Raw genomic sequence first — 22,467 nt, forward strand, 5'->3', positions numbered from 1 at the left:
ATTAAATTTTACTATAGCATTATAACTTCAACATAGAATTTTGTAATTTTATGTTCCACAAGAAGGGGTATTTAAAATATACCATGGTTATTATCAAAATCAGTAAAGGGAGCTCTAGAAAGGCTGCTTTAATGTTACTATCTAATAAATACAAAAAAATTATTAAAAAGGTTTTAGAAGCAATTAAACAATTAGCCCAGATGTAGGTGTAAGGAATTAAAAGCAAAGCACCACACATAATACTAATCATGCCTATTATTATTATACCTTTTATAGAAAATCCCCATTCTAAAAAGATATTTTCTAAACCATTATTCATATTAACAATATCAATCCCGTTTAAAATTTCTTTTATAGAAACAAATATTATTATTGAAATAACCATCTGCTTAATTACTATTTTTTTCATGGTAACCTATTATGTATAAAAACCACGATTTTAAGCAGAGACTGCTCCCATAACAGTCTCTATAATTTATCAGCTCATCCCCCAACAATCTGACAAACGCTTAAAAATCGAGTATAATCATTAATATCTAAAAATTGATGTTTAAAAAAGGGGGGAAGAACAGCTAATCAAAGCTCCACCCCCTTTTTTTTTGTTAACACTAAACAAACATTAACAATAACTTCAGGTAATCTAAAAATATAAATACCAATACAACATATGTCCATATATGTTATATTCATTTTTAATTTTATCAATAATGTACCTACTACAAACTAGTCTATGAATTGGTCAAAAACATAAAATAATTTAATCAAACATCTTAACTTTAGCAAATTGAAGCATTTTATTCCTAAAAAACAGACTAACTAACTACACTTATCTACGCAAGCGACAAAAAAAACACAAACACCTACTAACCAGTGTTTTAAAATAAAAACACGCATAAATACAACACTAATTGAAGTGGTTAAAACAATAGTAAGTAGCAAACGAGTAGGTGTTAATTTGTAAATTGTAGTAACAATAATGAGTAAGTATGAGTTTGAGAAAAATGAGCAAAAAAAAAGTATCCCTATTGCTACGATAAGGATACCTTTATATTATTATTATTTTATTTAAACTAAACTAAACCTTATAAATCAGCAATCCAAATACCAATATCATTTTTCTCAGTAAGATTAGCTTTTTTTCTAATTCTATAAATTCTTGCTTCAACAGATCTAACAGTAACATCAGTATACAAAGCAATATCTTTAACTGCAAATCCAAGTTTTAAAAAAGCACATACTATTAATTCCATTTTTGATATAGTAGGAGCTTCTTGGAGTATTCTGTTATAAAAATCTGGATGAGTAGCTTCAAACTTAGATAAGAACATCGGATCATTATTTTTTGCTAGTTTTAAAACTTCATCTAAAGATGTACTGTTTATAAGTATTACTTTTTCAAGTATATCTTTTTTATTTTGTAGCCTTTGCTTCTTTTTAGCAATTTTTACTTTTTCCTTTTTTTTGTTTTTGTATAAACGTATTGCAAAAAAGAGAAAAAGAGCTGTAAGTACGGCACTTAAAACAAGGGCTACAACACCTGTCTTTCTAATTTTTTCAATAGTTGAGTATTCGTCTTCAATAAGTTCTTTTACGGTTGCGATTACTGCTTTCTGCTGATTTTTTTGTAGACTATCGTTAAGAGAAAAATATTTTTCGGAGTATAGTTCTTCCTTTGTTTTATTCTTAAGTTTCTCATATGTCTGTGAAAGATTCAAATAAATATCCCGCTGTAATTCTCTTTTTTTAAGCTTTTTTGCAAAAAAAAGTGCTTCTTGATAATATTTTAAAGCTTCTGCAAAGTTGTCTTTTTTAAATTCTAAGTTACCTAGATCAATATAGACATACAATTTAACCGAATTATAATTTTCTTTTTCTGCCAGTTTAGAAGCATTTACTAAATAAACTCTTGCGCTATCGTATTGTTTTAATGCTAGATAACAAGCACCTACATTAGCACTAGCTAAAGACAAATTAATATTCTTAAATTTAGTATTTTCAATTTTATTAAATTGATTATAACCTAATACATAATATTTTTTTATAGAATCTATTACTCCAGTACTTCTGTCATATCCAACTGCAATGTCATTATAAAGCAATCCTTTTTGTCGTAAAGCAACATCAGTGTTGGAAATTTGTGGAGTAACCCCTAATCCTTTTTTAAATTCCGAAAATCCTTGTTTATAAAGTCCTAAGCCTACGTAACTAATTCCTTTTAATCTATATGCTTCAGAGAGTAGCTCATAATCATTTATTAATAAAGCAAATTCTTCTGATTTTGTAGCCTGCTCTAACGACCTATCATACTGATTTGTATCGTACAAATTTTTTCCAGCAAGCATTGCACTTAATGCCATTCCTTTCTTATAATCTAGAATTTCAGAATATTTATAACTTTTTAAACTGTTTTCTATAGCTTTGTTAGGGATACTGTCCCCCATTTTTTTTATATCACTAAGCATACTATCAATTTGTTTTTCAGTATACTGCTGACTATAACCAGTTACTACCACAAATAGAATTAGTATTTGCAAAAAAAGTCTTTTACCCATATATTATTTATAAATTAAATATTTGCTAACCAATCATATAAGTCCTCTTCAGGGGGAACGTTTAGTTTTTTTCGAAGTCTATATCTTTTAGACTGTACAGCTCGAATAGTACTTTTTGTGTAAGTGGCAATTTCATTAGTAGAAAAACCTAATTTTATTAATGCACAAAACTTTAATTCACTCGAAACTATTGTGGGATTAATTTTAATAACCTCATCTATATACTCTGGGTGTATTTCTTTAAATTTTGCAAAAAACAACGGACTACCTTCTATCGCAAGTTGTTTTAAATCCGTTCCTTCTAATTTTGGGTTTACATTTTGGCTTTTGATTTTTTCTATCAGTTCCTCTTTAATTTTTAACTGATTATCAATAACATTACTTTCTTCTTTTACTATCACAAATCTCTTTCTATATTTTTTAATGTAAACAAAAGTGATAACTATTATTATAATAAGTAAAGATAATAATGCAATTATTAACTCTACGTCGGTTAGCATCGCTTCATCTTTATCTTCTAAATAAAATCTTAGTGAAGTATATATTGCATCCTTATGAATTTTAGAAAGACTATCGTTAAGTATCACATATTTATTTCTATAATATTTTGTACTATCTTGATCTTTTAGAATACTGTAAATTCTAGATAAATTATAATAAAGATCATTAATGTAAAAAATTCTTTTATTTTCTTTAGCTAGTAGTAGCGCTTCTTGAAAATACATTTTTGCATTATAAAAATTCCCTCTATAAAAGTTTATAGATCCTAAACCGGAAATTGATTCAATTGCTATAAAGTCTAATTTAAGTTCTTTAGAGAGTTGTGTTGCGTTTTTAAAATAGGGTTCTGCCTTGTCGAAATCTCCTTTTTTGAGATAAAAAGATCCTAAAAAAACATTCGCAAAAGCCATAGATCTATTCTTATGCGGGTTTTCATCATCTATATTGTCAAAAAAGAAAAAACTTTTCCTATAATAGTATCCTACTGAATCTTTATTTATTTCATTATCTTCCTTATTCATTGCAATATTTGCATAAATAAAGCCTAAATTTCTATTTCTATCATTCGCGTCTTTAATTTTTTCTCCATAAATGATAGATTGCTTTAATATTTTAGTAGCTGGATCATAAAAACCAAGTCTAGCAAGACTTATTCCTCTTAAACGTAATGCTTTAGATTTTAAAAATGATGATTCTATATTTGTTGCTATTAGCTTATCTGCTTCTGTTGCATAATATAATGCTAATTTATTGTCTTTACCCCTTATATAGCTTTCACTCAAAAAAAGTTCCGCTTGTATAACTCCATTTTTATAATCGATTTCTTTAGCCAAAGAGATAACTTTAATCGCTTCTAATTGAGATTTGAGGGGGGATTCATTTTCTATACCCATGGCAGAATTCAGCAAACTATCAATTATTTTGATATTATTTTGAGAAATACAGATATTATATGAACACAATAAAATGAAAAGCAATACTCCTCTCATAAATTTATATTTTATTAAAATTAGTTTATAGTAAGACAAGAACATGAAGTTAAAAGTTGACTTTATCATCCTTTAATCACATCTTAATTCATTAACGGGAGAAATACTAATATCATTTTGACCTTATAGACTGAAAATAAAAACTTGCAAAAAATATATTGGGTTATCTCTCTATTTCACAAAAATTATAATCTAAAAACACACAATCTCATAGTATGGGAGGATGAGATATATCAAAAATTATTTCCACAAATATAATTAATAACATTCCACATTAACATTATGTTTGTTTTTTTTTTATGAAAAAATGCCTTTCAAAAAAACGTATGTATTCAGAAATTATAAGAAAACAGTTTTATCATTTAAGATCCATCATGCTAAGGATATATACTTTACTAGCACCCAAAATACACTATTAGAGCAATGTTGTTTTAAGAAACAATATTAAAAAAGAATCGCAACTCTACTCTCATTTCTGATTTGATTTTGGATTGGTCAAATAATAAGATATCCTCTATTTTATCTAACTTTAATTTAATATCCTGATTTAGTGTAGAAACTATCAACGGTACTCCCCTTTTGTATATTCGTAACAAATCAATTAATTCTTGATCTGAGTGAATAACAAATAACATAAAAGTATAACTATCTAATGCATCATCAAAATTTTTAAAATTCTTATATACATCGAATGAAAAATGCTCTTTAAATTCGTATTTCAAAAATCTTGAAAAACAATTTTGACTGTCATATATTAATACTCTATTTTTCTTTTCCATAACTGTGCTTTTTTTAACTGCTCTCCAGTTATACATTTTATATCACGTTTCCCTTATCAAACCTCATCCAACAACTTTAGCTCTTCTTTTTTAAATACTACATGTTAAAAAACAATACGCATAAATCCTGTTTTAAGAGTTAACTAATAATTTATTAGGCTCTTTCGCTATCCGATATTTAATTTCATTTTATTCAAGCTGTTTTATGATTATAAATAAAAAAAAGATCATTATAAATTATCAACAGTCGAAGTTTTAACAGTACACTAAATGAAACTAAAAATCGCTGCAAAACTAGCTTAATACCAACTATAACAAGCTAAAACTACCTACGCATATCTACTCAAAAGGCCTAGAATAAAGTTTTTTATGTCTTAATTAACATTCAAAATAGAAAACAAAATTATTTTTAAGTTTACTATAACAGTAAATTTCACCTGAAAAACAATTAAGCGATTCTGATAATCAACGTTAAGAAAAAATAATTCAATATTTTTTTTGACAACAATTAGGTTATAAATCCAATAAAAACTAATCTGCTATTTAATAATAACAAAAATCAAAATCATGTGGACATTTACTAATTATTCTTTCTTTAAAATTCCTCTATCAACACTTTCATCAATTAGTTTTTCGGCATAATTCCATATACTGTTTGATCCCTCTTTAATCACATTTTTTTTCTCATAAACTTTTGCATAGTTCACCCCAAATTCATTCCAAGTTCCTCCATTATTAGAAGTGTTTTGCAATAGTGGTTCTAATCTGTCCATTGCTTTGGCAAATTTTGCTTCATTAGATTCACCCGCTTCAAATTCTTCCCAAACTTCAATAAACTCTTTTGCCTGTTCCCTTGGTAATAAACCAAAAATCCTATTAGCTGCTAAACGTTCTTCATCTGTATTAGAATGACTTTTTTTGGTGTCATAAATAAAAGTATCTCCTGCATCAATTTCTACAATATCATGTATCAGAACCATTTTGACGACTTTTAAAACATCAATTTCAGCATCTGAATGTTCAGCTAATACGATAGCCATTACAGCTAAGTGCCAGCTATGTTCTGCATCATTTTCGCTTCTGTCACTGTTAAACAGTTTTGTTTTTCTTTGAATGTATTTTATTTTATCAATCTCTTTAATAAAATCAATTTGTTTTAGTAATCTCTCAGATAACATATTTTGTATTTTATTTAATTATTCACAATGCTATTTTAATTTTCTCTTATTGGTATAAATTAGCTTGTTATCGACGAAAGGGTAACTTTTGTAGCTAGATATACTTACATAACACCTCTATCTTACTTGCGATTTGATAAGAGATTTACAGTCTGGTTCTAAAAAGTCAATTTGGTAGTATTAGGGCTTATTCATATTTTCTTGTACTAACCTCAACGACGGGAGCTTATCGTCAGTTCTGAATGTTTCAAAAAAAATTTAATCTTATTTTTTTTTACAATTATATGATATGTAAAATTACGGAATACAAATCGGTTTAATAAAAAATTACTGAAAAAAAATAGGATATGATTAAATGTACCTACTGTTTATTATAAAAAAATTGCGAATATGCTTATTCCGATATTTTGTTCAGATTAATAATTCAAAAAAAACATTCACATTGAACAAGTATATACATATAAAGTTAACTATTTCTATGCGTACTTGATGTAGATTCTTATAAGTTTACAATTGCAATAAAAAAAAAACAAAAAAAATATTTGAATTCATTAATATTCATTAATTTAGAGTATAAATTCTACATCCATTATACGCCATTACCGTATTAAAACTACTGAAGAATTTAAAAAACCAATGCTTTTAAAATGCCACAAAAAATACTGATTAAAAGTACTTATAAAAGCATATAAAAACCACAAAATGAAATACAACTACTCACTAGTATTAATGTGTTTAATGTGCATTGGAATAATTCAAGCGCGAATATATAATATTGATAATTCTTTTTTAAAATCATCACCTCCTTCCCTAGCTTTTGAGAATACATCTTATAATTCAGGATTAGATACTGATTTTATAAATAAAAAAACTTCGATAAAAACTGCTATTCCTATTACAGGATCTAAAAATAAAATTGTTTCTATAGATCCAATCATTCCGGGAGATACCGGAAATTTCATTACTACTTGGGAAGTTAAGGCTGGTGATTTAACAATCACTATTCCTACTAGTGGATCAGGTTATAATTATAACATCTATTGGTCTGAAGTAGGTAATCCTAGCAATCAAAATACAATTACAAATAGTACAGGAGACCAAATAATTACCTTTCCTTCTGCTGGAACTTACAAGGTTGAAATTAATGGTGATTTTCCTCAGTTTTACATAAACAATTACGCCGATAGAGATAAAATCCTAAGCGTTGAACAATGGGGAACTATAGTCTGGAGAAGTATGCAAAGCGCTTTTTATGGTGCTTCGAACTTAAATGTCACCGCTACTGACAGACCTAATCTAAGCCAAGTTACAGATATGAGCTCAATGTTTGCTGCAAGTTCATTTAATAGTCCTGTTAATAATTGGGATGTTTCTAATGTAACCAATATAGCTAGTTTATTTAATGCCGCTTTTGCCTTTAATCAAAGTCTTAATAACTGGAATGTCTCTAAAGTAACTGATATGCATGCCTTATTTTCTTATGCTCTGGCATTTAATCAAGATATTAGCAGTTGGGACGTTTCTAAAGTAACAAGTATGTACGGAATGTTCTTTGGAGCTGGTGCATTTAATCAAAACATTAGCAATTGGAATGTTTCGCAAGTTACCAATATGGGGCTGATGTTTAATGAGGCTATAAGTTTCAATCAAAACCTAGGTAATTGGAATGTAAGCGCTGTATCTTTTATGAATGTTATGCTAGATGACGCGGCACTATCTACTGCTAACTATGACAAAACTTTAGCAGGTTGGGCAACACAAACTCTTAAGACAAATGTTAGTTTAGGAGCTTTAGGGCTTCATTATTGTAATAGCGAAACTGCCCGTCAATCAATTATTAACAACTACGGCTGGTCTATTACTAGAGATAGTAAAGATTGTACAAACAATAATCCTTCAGATATTAGTCTTAGCAACAATTCTATAAACCAAAGCGCAGGTCTTAATGCAACAGTAGGTACGCTTAGCTCAACCGATGCCGATGTTGGCGATACGCATACTTATAGTTTAGTGACCGGAATTGATGACAATGACAATGCCAGCTTTAACATTTCTGGCACAATACTAAGAGCCAACAATACATCGACGATGTGTAACAGTACTTACAACATTCGTATACGCACAACAGATGGTTATAATGGTAGCTACGAAAAAACTTTTATTGTTACAGTAATAGACGATGTAGCTCCTGTGCCAAGTATAGCTAACTTACCAAATATAGAAATGGAATGTGCTGTAAAAATTTCAGATATTCCTGTCCCTGTTGCCACAGATCCTTGTACAGGAACTGTTAATGCCACAACAAACGATCCGCTTGAATACACTACTACAGGGACATATACTATAACATGGAATTATGTAGACAATAACAATAATACAAGTTCGCAAACACAAACTGTTATTGTAAAACCATCTGCTCTTGGGCAAGTTACTTTTGATGATGTTACTGTTACTTATAATGGTACTGAACAATCTATTGCAGTAGCTAATCTTCCAACAGGAGCAACTGTAAGTTATACCATTATCCTACCAACAGAAACTGTAAGTGGAAATAGTGCCATAAATGCAGGAACCTACCCTGTTACGGCAACGATAACCCCACCTCCTACTGAAATAAATTGTGATCCAATTGAATTACAGGCAACATTAACCATTCTTAAAGCTGATTTGACTGGGGTTGACTTTGAGGGAGCTCATTTTATTTATGATGGAATGTCACATTCGCTTTTAGCAACAGACATACCAACAGGCGCAACAGTAATTTACACCAACAATTCCAAAATTGAAGCAGGTACTTACGAAGTAACTGTTTTAATTTCATTGCCCAATTATAATGATTTAGAGTTAACTGCAACTTTAATTATTGATAAAGCGGTGGCTATTATCACTGCCGATGACATACAGACGTATGTTTACGATGGCACTGTAAAAAATGCTGTTGCTAGTCTGAATAATCCTGAAGGCCTTTTAGTTTATACACCTCAACAAGGCTATATTGATGCTGGAACCTATCCTATTGAGATTTCAGCCGCAGAAACAACAGATTACTTAGCTGTTTCTAAAACGATTAGTTTGGTTATCGAAAAAGCCGATTTAATGGGAATTATATTTAACGGAGCTAATTTTACTTATGATGGTACGCCACATTCGCTTGCTGTAAGTGGTCTCCCAACTGGTGCTACAGTAGTTTACACTAATAACAACCAAACCCAAGCAGGTACTTACGAAGTGACTGCTTTAATTTCATTAGCAAACTATAATGATTTAGAATTGACGGCAACTTTGATTATTGATAAAGCGGTGGCTATTATCACTGCCGATGACATACAGACGTATGTTTACGATGGCACAGTAAAAAATGCGGTTGCTAGTCTGAATAATCCTGAAGGGATTTTAGTTTATACACCTCAACAAGGTTATATCAATGCAGGTACTTATCCTGTTGAGGCTTCTACAGCTGAAACAGCTAATTACTTAGCCGTTTCTAAAACGATTAGTCTGGTCATCGAAAAAGCTGATTTAACGGGAATCGTATTTAACGGAGCTAACTTTACCTATGATGGTACGTCACATTCGCTTGCTGTAAGTGATCTTCCAACTGGTGCGACCGTGGTTTATACCAATAATAACCAAACTCAAACAGGAACTTATCAAGTAACTGCTTTAATTTCATTAGCAAACTATAATGATTTAGAATTGACGGCAACTTTAATTATTGATAAAGCTGTTGCTATTATCACTGCCGATGACTTACAGACCTATGTTTACGATGGCACTGTAAAAAATGCGGCTGCTAGTCTGAATAATCCTGAAGGGGTTTTAGTTTATATGCCTCAACAAGGTTATATCGATTCGGGTACCTATCCTATTGAGATTTCTGCAGCCGAAACAACCAATTACTTAGCCGTTTCTAAAACGATTAGTTTGGTTATCCAAAAAGCTGATTTAACGGGAATCGTATTTAACGGAGCTAACTTTACTTACGATGGCATGTCACATTCGCTTGCTGTAAGTGGTCTTCCAACTGGTGCTACCGTCGTTTATACCAATAATAACCAAACACAAGCTGGAACTTATCAAGTAACTGCTTTAGTAACATTAGCCAATTATAATGATTTAGAATTGACTGCAACTTTAATTATTGACAAAGCAAATCAGTTCATTACATTTGATCCTATTCCTGTAAAAAACTTTTCCAACGGTTCTACTTTCCAATTAAATGCGACTGCATCATCTGGTGAAAACGTGTATTATACCTATAGTTACAGTACTCCAAACCCGGCTGCTACTGTTACTCCTGCAGGATTGGTTCAATTATTGGCTCCTGGCTCTATATTGATTACTGCTCATCAGGATGGAAATCAAAATTATAACCCTGCCGAAACAGTAGAACAAGAATTAATCATTACCAGTTCAGACAATTCCATTCGTGAGATTATCATCAATAACCGTGTTTATAAAAATCCTGACAGCGAACTGCATTATTTAATTGATTGTAATGACAATACAGACATAGTAAATATTCAAGTTAAAACAGAAATAGGTAATCAGGTTTCTCCAGGACTAACCTTTACTATTCAAACCCCTCGCCCGGGAATATACCGCCAAAAAATAATTGTAACAGCTCCCGATGGATCTACTAGGGACTATGAAATTATCATCGAGAAAAGATTTGACTTTGAAGACATTGTAGTTTCTAAATTTGATAATGTCCTTTTAGTAAATAACAATCCACAAACTAATGGTGGGTTTGAGTTTGTAGCTTACGAATGGTATAAAAACGGCACCTTAATTTCAACGGAGCAATACTATTCAGCAGGAGATAATTCATCGGATCATTTGGGCTCAAAATCGGTTTACACGGTTCGTGTCAAAACAAAAATGGGTATATGGCTAACAACTTGTGAAATTGAAATTTCTCAAAAAAGAAGTTATTCGCTTAAATTAGTTCCAAATCCAGTTTATAGTGGCACTGTACTAAAAGTAATAAGTGATTTCCCTACTGAGGAATTAAAAGATCTTAAAATTAGTATCTATGATTTAACTGGAAGATTGATATTAGAAAAACCATCTAATCAAAATAGTACTGAAATAATCATACCTTCAGGATTAACACCTGCTGTTTATGTACTCCGATTTGATACTGGTAGAACGGTTAAAGCCTTAAAGTTTTTAGTACACTAATTATTGGTAGTCAATCGACAGTTTTAAAGAAATAAAAATGAAATTATGAAACAGATATATAGTTGCTTATTCTTAGTAATTGCTTTTGTGGCTAGTGCACAAGAAAACTCAAAAGAAAGCCCACATCAATTATCAATTTCTGCCGTTGGCGTCCTCAGTAAACAGCTTGATGAACCTGCAATAGGAAAAGCAAATACTGAAAATGGTTACCAAGTGGGAGTTGGTTACAGATATTACCTCAATCCTAAATGGAGTTTGGGCTCTGGGCTAGAATATCAATATTACAAAACCAATATGTACCTAGCTTCTTTATCTGACAGATACAATACTGTGGATTTAGAAGGAGATTCTTTTGAATATAGATATACTGCAACTGCTTTTTCTGAAAATCAAAATATGCATTATCTAGCCATTCCATTAAATATTCAATTTGAAACTGCTGGACCTGCGAGTTGGTATGCTAATGTAGGTATGAAAGTTGGTTTTAATCTTTCTGCCAATTATGAAACTTCTATTGATAAACTTACCACTAGTGGTTATTATCCGCAATGGAATGTGGAGCTATATGACCCAACTTTTATTGGTTTTGGAACTTGGTCTGATTTTAATTCCCGAAAGCAAGATTTAGATGTAAAGACTCAGTTTATGCTTACCGCCGAATCAGGAATTAAATTACAAATGACTGCTAAAAGCAATCTTTATGTTGGACTTTATATGAATTACGGTTTAAATGACCTGAAACAAAGTAATGGCAATCAAAATCCTATAGTTTACAATACAAACAATCCTGAGGAACCAATACTCAATTCTTTATTGAATGCTTCTGATAGTAAAGGAGCGCCTTATTTAAGTAAGTACAACTTATTCTCTTTTGGCATTAAGCTAAATTGGAGTTTTAGAATATAATAACTTCGCATTTCGTTTTTTAAACTCTTTAAAAGATTAAGTATGTTTACACCAAAATCCCTCGAGATTAAAATACCGAGGATTAAAATGAATAAAAACGTAACTCCACTTTTATTTCCAAAATGTCCATTCGCTACCATTATAAACACACATTATTTTTTTGATTGTGTCATAACAAATAGTACCTGCCATAGGTTTAATAATATTTAAATGTGGAGAACTAACCTTAGGTAGTATTAAAGCTTTATCTGTTGTTTCTAATACAAGTATCCCTTTTACGGTACTGTTTAAAGCTCCAATAATAGTTCCTGTGCCATTTTCAGGAATTGCAGTCTGTTCGGTTAAATTTACCGTACCAGTATTTATAGATAAATCGCTCCAAGCGGTACCATTGTAATACATTACTTTTTTTTGATTGGCATCATAAATAAGCATTCCTGATGTTAAACCATTTCCTGTAGGTATTGTAGTTATCCAAGGCAAAACAATACCAGAAACTCCATCTGCACCAAAATCTATTATTCCCGAGCCTTCGATACTAAACTTTCCTATTGCCATCTGCGCATTAGCTGTTAATCCTATAACCAAAATTATATATAATATCTTTTTCATTTTTATGAGTTTATTTAGTACTAGTTTTAAAAACACCTATTACAATTAATCATCGATGCACGTTTGCTTGATACAATTCCATAGGATGCCATTATATAATTTCAAGCAATTACTCGTTGTATCATAAACAAGCATTCCCTCTACTGGAACTGCGATGTCATTTTCTGGCGAGGCGACTTTACTAATCGCAAAACCTTTTTCTTTAGATTCTAATATTAAAGCTCCATTTCTTGGGTTTATCGCTGGATTATTCTCTCTGTCTAACGTAGAGATAACTGTCGAATAACCTGCAGAAGTACCAGTAACTGCCCCTGGCTTATAACAAATTCCACAAGTAGTACCAAATTTTACATCAATAGTACTAGAAGGTGAATTACACGTATATTTTAAAGAATGATAATATACTGTATAAATTCCTGGTGTAGTAATTGCTGTTGGGTCAATTAGCTCATCCGCATTTGCATCTTCCCAAACCACAACCGTACCTGTTGGTGCTGAGGAAGTAATTAGGTTATTTAAGTCTAAAGAACTTCCTAAGCAAATTACTTCTTTATCAATTATGACCGGTCCTTTATTTCCAGCTTCACAAGCAATAACTAATTTATTACTACTAGTAAAACTACCTGGTACTTTACCAAAATCCATTGAAATTCCTATACCATTATCAATATAGTTATTTGAGTCAATAGTATTATTAAATTTCATATCGCTTCCTAAATTTCTACCCAAATCGTAATAATAAGCAGAATAATAGCCGCTCCACGGCACTCCTCCCAAATACTCAAAAGCTTCAAAAGAAGGTGCTCTTTTTACTCCAACAATCAAATCTGGAGCCGTTCCTACCACAAACCCTGGACCAGTATCTTTACCTTCTAAGTAAGTATCCCAACCATGAGCCAATTTAACTACTTCGGTATTACCCGATGGTATTGTTACGTTATAATCCATCTGGAAATATCCATCTGGAAAATTATAAATATATTTTATAATTAAATAGTAGGTTAAATTATTTTTGACAGCACCAAGTTTTATTTCATTTACAAAATGTCCTGTTGGGGATTCTATAAGTCTTTGCTCTGTGCTAGTAATCACTATTAATTTTTCTGCATTAGTATCGGGGGTCAATCTACCTCCTACAAAATACGTATTGCCTACAGAAAGAACCAAACCTTGTAAACTAGATCCTGGAGCTGTGTATGGATTTGAAGTACCGTAAAGTAAATCATCATCGGGTGCATATAATTGATTCTGGTTATTATTTCTAATTTGCATATTTCCAGCACCAGTTAAGGTAATCCTAAGGCCATCATTTGAATTTGTGCCCCCCGTTTTATTTATCATCGTCTGACCATAAAAACTAATTTCACCACAAGTACTTTCAGAATCGTTACAGGTAAAACGGTACAACTGTCCATTTGCTGGAGGTTGTATTATATTATCGATAAATTTTTTAGACACTATTGGGTTAGCACTACTATTATCAAGCCATAAATCTTTAGATTCAGGTGTATTACTAGTCCCATTAAACATACCTATTGAGGCATTGATGTTACGGGAATTTGAATTATCACCATAAATATATTCAATAATATTAGTTCCTTCATACAATTTAATCTGAAAGGTGACTAAATTCGAACCATTACTATAAAATAACCTCCAATTTTTCCACTCTGCAGTAAAAACTCTATTAGGCGCTATACCTGTAGTTTTGTATGAAAAAACACCTCCCATTCCGCTTAGATCTTTCCATAAAGGTGCTAATAAAGTTAAATTATCAGGAACTAATGAAGAAACGGAATTAATCCTATCACCAAACGGCACATTAAAGGACAATGTTCCATTAGAACTAGCATAAAAATTAGAGTAACTTTCGCATCCCAACTTAAAAGAAAACCCTAATGGTAGCTTATCACTTATAGCATCATCAGTACTAAGATCAGAAACAACTGTACCTCCAATAAGAAGACTAAAGATCCTCCTCTCACTACTAAAAGTATAAGGAACGTTAGGTTTTGATCGAAATGAATACTGTTCCTCCTGTCCAATACTACTTATAGGAAACAGCATTACTAAAAAAACTAACATTCTACTATTACAATGGCATAAAAAAAACTTCATAAAAAATGTATTTAAAATTTTACAAATGTGTTAGAAATACTCATTACTTGATCTGAACCTATAGATACTTAATTATATAGCTGTGGTATTGTTAAATTGGCATTCTTGACATATAAACAGTATTTTAGATTAAGTAATATTATTCGTGTTTTTTGTTTTTTTTAAGAGCTAAACCGAATATGACTAAGCAAGTAAAGTATTTTATACGGAATTATACGGTTAAAAAATACAACAATAAGCCTTTTATTCTTGTTCGCAATTCTAATAAATACTTATAATACAAGAACAAAACTAATTGTGTAGTAATTAAGTAGCCTAGTCTTGAAAATCAACAGAAGTATTAAAATAATCATAATTTGTGTTTTCTTAAACCTCTTAAGAAAGTTAAAATTATTATATTTACTTTTTTGGCTTACAAAATCACATTGTACAGATAATATATTTCTAAAACGTAAAGCCTATTAATTTTAAGCATACAAGATGGGAAAACATACCATAGCAGAAGAAACAATAACATTGGATAACAATCCAACCCCAAATAGTTTAATAAAAAAAGCCGATTTATTACCTGATTTAGAATCACAGTTAGATTCTACAAATAAAAAGGAAACTCCTATACAAGATTCTAGTATTCCCTATAGAGATTTAACAGATTCTACTACTAAAAAAGAAAGCCTTGGTCGCCTCATCGATAAATTAGATGTTGAAACAAACATTAGGTACCTAAGAACTCCTGAAGACACTTATTGTAATGTGTACTCCTACGATTATTGCTACTTCAGCAAAGTCTATCTTCCAACGGTTTGGTGGACAGATGAATCTTTGGAGAAAGTACTACAAGGACAAGAAGTTGAAGCCATTTTTGAGCAAACTGTAGAGCGCATCTACTCAAGTGCTTTGGTTGATTGGTTTTTAGAATGGGGAGCTTCTTTTGGTTGGGAAAGAATGCATACTGTTGATGAAATTCAAAATAAAGTAAATACTAATGGCGGAATTGGAATAATTTGCGCCAAAAGAAGAGAAAAAGGACTTTCAGGACATATTGTTCCTATTGTTCCCGAAACAGACTCACATAAAGCCTATCGTGAGAATGGAATCGTAGTGTATCCACTTCAATCACAGGCTGGTAAACTAAATTACAACTACTTTTCTGATGTTAGAGAAGATTGGTGGAATGACGAACTATACTCTTCTTATGTCTTTTATTACCACGAATAAATAAAAACAATTACCTATATTGTTTTAAAACAAAAATACTTACTGATTATCAATGTGTTACATATTTGGAAATCACATAAAGAATAACTATATTTGCGCTTTGGAAAACAACATAAATAGTCTAAACACAATTTAGGCTATTCATCTGCTTAAATTATTGATATAAAAGCAATTAATGACAATCGTAATTTTATAACTTCATTATAAAATTTTACTTTTTTATCAATCTTTCAGTCGATACAAATGCAAATTTCTAGGGTAACAATATAATTTCTACAATTTTAAAAAATTAAGATTAATCCGTTAGGATGCAATTCACAAAAATGCATTCAATACATAGTTCCGATAGTTATCGAGATAGAATAGATAATAAAAGTTGATTCAAATTGTATACATTTTGCATTACCTTCTGTAAGCTATTCTAAGTAAAATATCTTTTTTATACTATGTTAAACGATCCTTCTGTGTGTTAAAACAATTACACTGGGTTGGGATTAAACTTTTTATGGATGCATCCATGATGCTAATCCGTGCAGAATGTTACACTCTAGTTTCGGCAGATTAAACTTGTTGTATCCAAACAAAAAATAAAGACTTAAAAATTTAAATTAATCACAAAAAAGACAATTAGTATAAATGAAAAACACTGAGACAAAAAAATATTATTGGGGCATAGGATTAGAGAATGAAACCTATTTGCAGTTTGAAGACCCCTTGATAGTCTCTGGTAAATTTATTCAAGAAAAAATTGGCTTTGAGAGATATAGTCTAGATTATACAAAATGCTACAAACCAGACAGTTTGACTACTGTTTTGGATAAAGCTTTTGACGAAAACGAAAACTATAAAGTAAGCCGAATGATGAATAGTCATTCGCTTGAAAAACTAGATATTAACTTTCAGCACAAAACATTAGCCGAAGTTAAAACAACTGAAGAATCAGAAACGGCTCCAAAACCTATTGAAAATCCTGAATACCTTGGTAAATCTATCATGGAAACTTTCCTCCAAGATCAACCATACAATATTCAGAGCATGATTACCCAAAGAAATAAAACAATGGGATCTGTGCATTTTGATGGAGATTCTATTGAGTTTGTAACTAAATATTTTGAAAACAGAACGGTGGTTGATTCTTGCAAAGAGTTAAAAGCTACCAAGAAACTATTCATTGACAAAATCAATGAATCGGGAGTTCTAAAAGAAAAACTAAACTTTCCAGATTACAACAATGGTCTTAATATGTTTATGACCAATCAGGAAAACCTTGTTATGTTTAACAATGGAACCTACCATTTTCATATTACTTTACCAACATTAACCGAAGATAGCAGAATTGTTGATTACAAACATTTTGAAAAAATACATGCCAATGCTATTTATATGATACAATGGTTCGAACCTTTGTATATAGCAACACTTGGAAGCCCCGATATAATGGGAGTTATAAGTAAAAAACACAACTTAGACAAACAATTTACTATGGGTTCTATGAGAAATGCCATGTCGCGATACATAGGTGTTGGAACTTATAATAAAGCAATGCCAAAGGGCAAAATATTGACTTATAATGTAGATGATTTTAGAGAACTGCTAAAATTCACAAAAGAAGAAAATGTTTGGTGGCGTGATCAGATTGAAGACGAAATGCAATACGAAATGCTTTCGGAATTGGGTCTTGATTTTAATCAGGAAAAAATGTACCAAAGCGGTTTCGAATTCAGAAGCCTTGATGAGTTTCCAACGGAATATTTAAATGATGTACTTCAATCAATTCTTTTAATTTGTGAGCACTCTTTAAACCTGCCTGATATACAATGGGGACATGATAGCATTGCTTGGAATAATCTAGTGGTAAAAACGCTAAAAATGGGTTATTTAGCCGAAATCAATGAAGCTGAAAAGAATGAGATTTTAGATTTGCTACAATTATTAAATCCTTCTGATAGTAATTACAACACGCTGAAATCTGAATTTGACGCAATCGTAATGCTAGATGCGTTTTTCTTTAAAATTTTAGAAGTTTTACACGAACTATACAAAGACAATAATGTTTGCCTAGATGCGATGTACGGACAAAAAACTACTTCTCCACCAAGATGGGGTAACTTTAATAAATTCCAAATAGAAAAGCATTTACAAAAAATAACTTCAGTAGAAATGGACTGCGAGTTGGTTTAAAAAATAAATTCTTAGAGTAACTTCTATTAAAAATAAAATATAAACTTGGGTCAGATTTTTTAATTAAAGTCTGACCCAAGTTTTTTTTTGCGCGTATATTTTAAGGGAACTGGTAAAAAATCATATTAGGTACTATTTTGGCTAAAGCCTTTTACTTCTACTTCATAAACCTCCAGCTAAAGCAGGAGGCAATCAAGAAATACTTTGTGTTAGTTTCTTGCGAAGATTACTTCGTCTGTTCGCTATCGCTCGGGTCTTCGTTCCTCAGAAAGACAAGACTGCGGTTAAAAAAATTCTTGTCACTCCACAGGTTTTCGTATTGATCCCTTATTAGCATAAACACTATCCAATATCAAAACGTTGTTCTTTTGCCAAAGTGATAGTCAATTTACAATCATCTACGCAAACAACATCTATTAAGTGACCGGGTTTAAAACCACTTTCTTCAAGCCATTTACCACTCAAAACAACAATTGGAAGCTTAACAATTTTGCCATTCTTTCGCCCACCCTGCTTATTACATATTGTTAGCTGTCTGGTTTTTACAGATTTTTTACCCTCATTTTTCATTTTCATATTATTTTTGATTCAATTGTAAAATGAGGCATTTATAATCATGTATAAAATACAGAAGAATGGTAATTTACAGCGTAGATACCGTTTTTTACAAGTATTTTGCTACCTTTAACTCCTATAGATTTATTAATTTTGATATCATAACACATACCGCTATGACACACACAAAAACACACCAAGGTCGAAATATAAAACGTTTCCGTGAAATGCTAGGCATAAAACAAGATGCACTTGCTTTTGAACTTGGTGAAGATTGGAATCAACAAAAAATATCTCTACTTGAACAAAAAGAAGCTATTGAAACCAATATTTTAAAACAAGTAGCTCAAATACTAAAAATCCCTGTAGAAGCCATTGAAAACTTTGATGAAGAGCAAGCTATTGTAAATATTCAAAATAATTATGAAGGCGCAAATACTGGTAGTGGAACTTTAAACAATAATGCAAATTATGTTGATTGCGCATTCAATCCAATTGATAAAATAGTTCAGCTCTATGACGAAAAAATCGTCTTATACGAGCGTATGCTTGAAGAAAAAGAAGAAATGATGTCGAGATTAGAAAAGTTGATTCAGAATAAATAAACATCACCACAATTATATATAAAAGCTTAACCTTTGGTTAGGCTTTTTTTGTGGGGTAAAATTGAATTCTGTTATTAATGAGTTAAAGTTTATTTACAATAAGCTTCTTTTATGTTAACAAATTACAACTATTATCAAATATTTTTAGTTTACTTACGGAATCCCGTATTCATATTAATAAACTATTTAATATGTTTGTGAAACTGATTAAAGAGTAGTTTTTTTTATGTCATAGACAATTAAAGTTTTGTAAAAAAGAAGTTATAAGAAATCTTCAGACAACATTAAATAAAAACAATATTTATGATAGATGAATAATAAATACAAATATTGTCATAGAATACTTAAATTTCTATATGACGACAGGAGAACAAATAATCAGCAAGAAAAATTGATAGGTTCTATTAAAATTGCTGAAAGTACAAATATCCCGATACTAAAAATTCACGAAGTCCAACATATATTAGTAAACAAAGGTGATATTGTTGTTATAGACAATGACGGGCAATCAATGATGTCTATTCAGCAACAAGGCATGAGTTCTTACATTGATAAAAAATATCTCAAAGATAGTGCAAAAGAATTTTGGGATGGAATATTTAATTGGGTAAGAATTATAATTCCATTAGGAGCTTTGATTTTGTCGATAATGAACTTTATAAGCAATAAAGCTATTTCCAAAAGAATTGATAAAATTGAAATACAATTAAAAAAAGTAGAAACGATTAATAAAAATAAGTAACATGAATAAATATAAAGTAGCATATATATCAGGGGAAAGTAGTAAAGTCTCATTCTCACTTGAACAAACAATAGAAAATATAAATAACAGAAATGGAGAAATAAAAGAAATTGTACAATCTCAATCAATGAGTTCTACGGGGACAACTATTGTAACAATAACTATAATATACTCTATTAGATATTAAAACTGCTTATAGTATCAGTTTTACGAAATTATAAAATATTTAATAAATTAACATTTGTTTTTAGTAAGAAATTTTACCTTAGTAAAAAAAACAAATAATTTTAAAGCTTGTAATTACATTAAGCACTTGAACGTTATCCTTTTGCCGATGTAAACTAAAATGGTCATTAGAGTTAATACAACTATTCCATTCTTAATAATATTACGTATTTTCAACTATTTTACTTCACTATTCGGAATAATTTAATTTTAAAAAAGCTACAACTTATACTTATTTAATTATGTTTGCAATGCCAATTTACAAAATAAATCTATTGCATTTTTCCACTCAATTAAAACATGAAAAGCTTCGTTCAAAAAATAAGTTCATGATATTTTTTTTGCAAAAAAATAAAAACAAAAGATAAAGTATTATTTAATTATAAAGCAACAATATGCATTTAGAGTCAATACAAAGAGGAATAGACAGAAACAAACCTCATAATGAAATTATCAGGAAGATATATTTAACATATCCAACGATGGCGTTAGTTGGCGATGAAGAAAGACAGTTTGAAATACTTAACGAGATAAGTGAATATTTTAATATTCCAATAAATAACATTCAAGTTGCAGGTTCTGCAAAAACTGGAATGAGTTTTCATAAAAATAAAACATTTACACCAACAATATCAGATTTAGATATTGCAATAATTGACACAGATTTATTTAGGTTTTATACTGAATATATTTTTAAAACAACAAAAGGTTATAATGATAGAACATCATTTCCTATTAGAAATAATCGTTCCACATTTGCAGAATACACATCATATCTTTCCCGAGGTATTTTCAGACCAGATTTAATGCCTAGTTGTAAAAAAAGAGCGAATTGGTTTGAGTTCTTTGGAAAATTATCAACAAAACATAAAGATTTATTTAAAAGTATAAATGCTGGTATTTATATTTCTCAAATTTTTTTTGAACATAAACAATGTTCAATTATTAACGATTACATATCAAATAAAGCAGTATAATGGTAGACTATAGGGTACGCTCAGTTTCATTACTAAATTTAGTAAATGACGTAAGAAAAGGAATTTTAATTCCAGATGCTTATTTTCAAAGAAATCTTGTATGGCGAGAAATTCATAATAAAGATTTTATCAAAACTATTCTTTTGGGATATCCTTTTCCTCAAATATTTATCTCAAAAGGAAAAGTTGATGTGGCCAAAATGTCCACAATTTCTTGTATTGTTGATGGACAACAAAGAACAAATGCATTAATAAAATTTATTGAAAACCAATTTGAAGTTGATGGGAAATTTTACAAAGACTTAACTGAAGAAGAACAATCTAATTTTCTAAAATATGAAGTTGCAGTAATTGAATTAGATTTAGAAAATGATGACCCAAAAGTGCAAGAAATTTTTCAAAGAATTAACAGAACGTCGAATTCATTAACAACTATTGAAAAAATGGCTTCTGAATATTCTACCGCAGAATATATGCTTGTAGCAAAATTACTAGCTAATCAAATTGATTTAGAAAATGAAAAAGAAAATGAAGATTTTAAAGAAGACCCAAATATACCTAAAGATTTTTTTATTTGGGGAAAAAAACAAAAAGTCAACAAATTCAATCAGTTAATTACTGCAAAAAATATTTTTACAATAAATGATATTGCTAAGAAAGCTCATTTGATGCATATTCTGAATATAATGTCAACAGTATTGACAGATTTTTTTAACAGAAATGAAAAAACTAATGATTTTTTAAATGATTACGCCATAAATTTTGACAGAAAAGATGAAATAGTGGATACGTTAGAAAAAACTGCTGATGTCATTAATCGATTAAAACTTAAACCAAAATCATATTGGTTTAATAAATCAAATATCTTTTCCCTGATTGTTGCTATTGCAAAAGAGATACAAGACATCAATACTATTGACATCGACTTATTCAAGGTAAATTTAGATTATTTTGAAAAAAATACTCCTGGAGATTATAAACTGTCTGCAAAAGAAGGTGTAAATAATAAAAATGAAAGAGAATTAAGAAACAGGTACTTAATTGAAATCATTAATAATTCACGAAACTAAAACTTACTATAAAAAGCCGTTTAATACGATTGAAACTCATTTGTTAATTACAACACATCTACGTTACTCGTTTCA

Annotated in this window: 17 protein-coding genes; 9 read left to right on the plus strand and 8 right to left on the minus strand. The window is 30.2% G+C overall.

What is annotated here, in order from left to right; genetic code table 11:
* Positions 1 to 19: 19 nt before the first annotated feature.
* From QWY99_RS10370 to QWY99_RS10390, 5 genes are all read right to left on the minus strand, one after another.
* On the minus strand, positions 20 to 409 hold the full coding sequence (locus QWY99_RS10370) for a hypothetical protein (RefSeq protein WP_290264578.1): 390 nt from the start codon (positions 407 to 409) through the stop codon (positions 20 to 22).
* A 673-nt stretch (positions 410 to 1,082) separates the two neighbouring features.
* On the minus strand, positions 1,083 to 2,534 hold the full coding sequence (locus QWY99_RS10375) for a tetratricopeptide repeat protein (RefSeq protein WP_290264580.1): 1,452 nt from the start codon (positions 2,532 to 2,534) through the stop codon (positions 1,083 to 1,085).
* 32 nt (positions 2,535 to 2,566) lie between these two features.
* On the minus strand, positions 2,567 to 4,042 hold the full coding sequence (locus QWY99_RS10380) for a tetratricopeptide repeat protein (RefSeq protein ID WP_290264582.1): 1,476 nt from the start codon (positions 4,040 to 4,042) through the stop codon (positions 2,567 to 2,569).
* A 431-nt stretch (positions 4,043 to 4,473) separates the two neighbouring features.
* Positions 4,474 to 4,821 (minus strand): hypothetical protein, encoded by a 348-nt coding sequence (locus QWY99_RS10385; RefSeq protein WP_290264584.1) that lies wholly within the window; start codon positions 4,819 to 4,821, stop codon positions 4,474 to 4,476.
* A 584-nt stretch (positions 4,822 to 5,405) separates the two neighbouring features.
* Complete coding sequence (locus tag QWY99_RS10390) at positions 5,406 to 5,999, minus strand: HD domain-containing protein (protein ID WP_290264587.1); 594 nt, start codon at positions 5,997 to 5,999, stop codon at positions 5,406 to 5,408.
* A gap of 702 nt (positions 6,000 to 6,701) precedes the next feature.
* Between QWY99_RS10390 and QWY99_RS10395 the strand changes: the two genes are divergently transcribed.
* Entirely contained in the window at positions 6,702 to 11,183 is a 4,482-nt protein-coding gene (locus tag QWY99_RS10395) for a BspA family leucine-rich repeat surface protein (RefSeq protein WP_290264589.1), read from the plus strand.
* Positions 11,184 to 11,228: 45 nt separating this feature from the next.
* On the plus strand, positions 11,229 to 12,089 hold the full coding sequence (locus tag QWY99_RS10400; RefSeq protein WP_290264591.1) for an outer membrane beta-barrel protein: 861 nt from the start codon (positions 11,229 to 11,231) through the stop codon (positions 12,087 to 12,089).
* A gap of 111 nt (positions 12,090 to 12,200) precedes the next feature.
* On the opposite strand, the gene QWY99_RS10405 is transcribed toward QWY99_RS10400, so the two are convergent.
* The gene (locus QWY99_RS10405) at positions 12,201 to 12,701 is read right to left on the minus strand and encodes a phage tail-like protein (protein WP_290264594.1); all 501 of its coding nucleotides are present in this window, start codon (positions 12,699 to 12,701) and stop codon (positions 12,201 to 12,203) included.
* A gap of 45 nt (positions 12,702 to 12,746) precedes the next feature.
* Entirely contained in the window at positions 12,747 to 14,819 is a 2,073-nt protein-coding gene (locus QWY99_RS10410) for a phage tail-like protein (RefSeq protein ID WP_290264598.1), read from the minus strand.
* A 480-nt stretch (positions 14,820 to 15,299) separates the two neighbouring features.
* Between QWY99_RS10410 and QWY99_RS10415 the strand changes: the two genes are divergently transcribed.
* Both QWY99_RS10415 and QWY99_RS10420 read left to right on the plus strand, forming a co-directional pair.
* Complete coding sequence (locus QWY99_RS10415) at positions 15,300 to 16,037, plus strand: hypothetical protein (RefSeq protein ID WP_290264601.1); 738 nt, start codon at positions 15,300 to 15,302, stop codon at positions 16,035 to 16,037.
* Between the two features lie 636 nt (positions 16,038 to 16,673).
* Positions 16,674 to 18,218 carry a hypothetical protein gene (locus QWY99_RS10420; RefSeq protein WP_290264603.1) on the plus strand — a complete coding sequence of 515 codons (1,545 nt, stop codon included), beginning with the start codon at positions 16,674 to 16,676 and terminating at the stop codon, positions 18,216 to 18,218.
* A 342-nt stretch (positions 18,219 to 18,560) separates the two neighbouring features.
* On the opposite strand, the gene QWY99_RS10425 is transcribed toward QWY99_RS10420, so the two are convergent.
* Positions 18,561 to 18,788: a SymE family type I addiction module toxin gene (locus tag QWY99_RS10425; RefSeq protein ID WP_290264605.1), complete on the minus strand. Its 228-nt coding sequence runs from the start codon at positions 18,786 to 18,788 to the stop codon at positions 18,561 to 18,563.
* A gap of 161 nt (positions 18,789 to 18,949) precedes the next feature.
* On the opposite strand from QWY99_RS10425, the gene QWY99_RS10430 reads away from it, so the two are divergent.
* The 5 genes from QWY99_RS10430 to QWY99_RS10450 all read left to right on the plus strand — a co-directional run bounded on the left by QWY99_RS10430 (position 18,950) and on the right by QWY99_RS10450 (position 22,392).
* Positions 18,950 to 19,378 (plus strand): helix-turn-helix domain-containing protein, encoded by a 429-nt coding sequence (locus QWY99_RS10430; RefSeq protein WP_290264607.1) that lies wholly within the window; start codon positions 18,950 to 18,952, stop codon positions 19,376 to 19,378.
* 310 nt (positions 19,379 to 19,688) lie between these two features.
* Entirely contained in the window at positions 19,689 to 20,120 is a 432-nt protein-coding gene (locus tag QWY99_RS10435; protein ID WP_290264609.1) for a hypothetical protein, read from the plus strand.
* 1 nt (position 20,121) lies between these two features.
* Positions 20,122 to 20,307 carry a hypothetical protein gene (locus QWY99_RS10440; protein ID WP_290264611.1) on the plus strand — a complete coding sequence of 62 codons (186 nt, stop codon included), beginning with the start codon at positions 20,122 to 20,124 and terminating at the stop codon, positions 20,305 to 20,307.
* 433 nt (positions 20,308 to 20,740) lie between these two features.
* Positions 20,741 to 21,322, plus strand: coding sequence for a hypothetical protein (locus QWY99_RS10445; protein WP_290264613.1), 582 nt, complete (start codon positions 20,741 to 20,743; stop codon positions 21,320 to 21,322).
* A complete protein-coding gene (locus tag QWY99_RS10450; RefSeq protein WP_290264616.1) occupies positions 21,322 to 22,392 on the plus strand; it encodes a DUF262 domain-containing protein in 1,071 nt (356 codons plus the stop codon). The genes QWY99_RS10445 and QWY99_RS10450 overlap by 1 nt, the downstream gene beginning before the upstream one ends.
* Positions 22,393 to 22,467: the final 75 nt, after the last annotated feature.

Origin of the sequence: Flavobacterium branchiarum (genome assembly GCF_030409845.1) — a bacterium.
GTDB classification, from domain to species: Bacteria; Bacteroidota; Bacteroidia; order Flavobacteriales; family Flavobacteriaceae; genus Flavobacterium; species Flavobacterium branchiarum.